Below are 1,906 nucleotides of genomic sequence, written 5' to 3'. Positions count from 1 at the left end.
GAAGAAGTCTCCACAAGGAAGACCACTGTGGTTGGATTTGATGAATTGCTTTGACCTTCCCCAAAATTAATTGCTGATAGCTAATAGCTGACTGCTGAATGCTGACTAAACAACTACCTTTAGATCGGCGAATGAATTTGGTATAAATAATAAGGCAAACATCAAAAAGTTCCAACATAATAGCTGAAAAACAGACTTAATGAAATCCTATCTCGCAGCAGCAATATCAATGACAAGTGTGCCTGACTTGTCAAAAAATCTAGCACAGGCAGAAGAATTAATAGACTTAGCAGTCCGTCAAGGCGCAGAGTTAGTTACCTTGCCTGAAAATTTTCCCTTTTTAGGTGAAGAAAAAGAAAAAATTGACCAAGCAGAAGTGATCGCTACAGAAAGTGAAAAATTTCTCAAAACAACGGCTCAAAAATTCCAAATCACAATTCTAGGAGGTGGGTATCCAGTACCTACAAAAGATGGCAAAGTTTATAACGTTGCATCCCTAATAGATTCTAATGGCCAAGAAGTAGGTAGGTATGAAAAAGCACATTTATTTGACGTTAACTTGCCTGACGGTAATACCTACCGAGAATCAAACACTGTTAAAGCAGGAGTCAAGTTACCTTCAGTCTATTCATCAAAAGATTATGGTAATTTAGGCATATCAGTATGCTATGATGTAAGATTTCCTGAGTTATACAGATATCTCTCAAATGCCGGGGCTGAAGTCATATTCGTACCAGCGGCCTTCACTGCATATACAGGAAAAGACCACTGGCAAGTATTACTCCAAGCACGAGCAATAGAAAATACCTGCTATATCATTGCTCCAGCTCAAACAGGGAAGCACTATGGCAGAAGACAAACTCATGGCCATGCAATGATAATTGACCCTTGGGGTTTAATTTTGGCAGATACTGAAGATAAACCAGGAGTAGCAATTGCAGAAATTAACCCATCCAGATTAGAACAAGTTCGTAGACAAATGCCATCCCTACAACATCGGGTATTTACTTGAAGTACCACTCAGAACTCAGCGCTTCAGCCATCAGCTTCTCAAGGCGTATAATTAGGGATTAAAACCCCCATAAAAGGCGCACCACTAATTTTTCAAATAAGCGTGGGGAACTTAAACCCTTGAATTTTTAGCGCTCCAGCTAAATGCTGGCAAGTAGAGCATTCCGGAACAGAAAAGCTGATGGCTATTTAAAAAGGACTTCCTACGGAATGCGACCCAAACTCAAACAGCAGTTCAGCAGTTCAGCGGTCAGCTTTGCCCGGAAAGCGGAATTCCGGAACGGAGCAACCCAAGCTTTTCAGTCCGGACTGCTCCGCAAACAGATACCATTACATATGCACTACCTTTTGAGGATGAAGCGCTAGAGGGGGAGCTCTAACTGAAGCGCTAGTGCAGGATGGCGGAAATAACTAACCAGTTAAAAAAGGTTCAAAAGCTTGTACAATAACCTTTCTTCCCTTCTGCCTTCTGCTATCCTAGATAACTAAAGCCTCCTGCCTTCTGCCTTTTTGCGCTATTTAATTCTACCTTGACTAACGTTGCATATAACCCACATTCCGCACTTCAATTTGTAACATAAAAATTAGTATAAAATCTGTAGTTTGCTTAAGTATTTATACTATATAAATTATCTTCATTTACCTCTATCGGGAGTCAAATTCTCAGTTAAATATTAAGCATAAATACTTACTGAATCGTTGACTCCTATTGACCACTATAATTTTCTTCTTAATACATGACTTTTGAATTTTGACTGTCTTGAGTGCCTCTTACATTCTGGAGGCAATGTGTGCGGAACCATTTCCACAGTTTAGCGCCGTAGGAAACCTAGCCAATTAGCACTCGATGCATAACTTATATTTTTATGCTACGTTTTGTGGTGCGGAATGTAGG

At 39.9% G+C, this 1,906-nt stretch carries 1 protein-coding gene; it reads left to right on the top strand.

The features are described from left to right. The first annotated feature begins 199 nt into the window (after nucleotides 1-199). A complete protein-coding gene (locus F6K13_RS31050; RefSeq protein WP_124143069.1) occupies nucleotides 200-1,012 on the top strand; it encodes a carbon-nitrogen hydrolase family protein in 813 nt (270 codons plus the stop codon). Nucleotides 1,013-1,906: the final 894 nt, after the last annotated feature.

Source organism: Okeania sp. SIO2B9 (assembly GCF_010672505.1).
In the GTDB taxonomy this organism is placed as follows: domain Bacteria; phylum Cyanobacteriota; class Cyanobacteriia; order Cyanobacteriales; family Microcoleaceae; genus Okeania; species Okeania hirsuta.
Note: the sequence above shows the minus strand (reverse complement) of the source record. Positions and strands in the feature narration are given on the sequence as shown.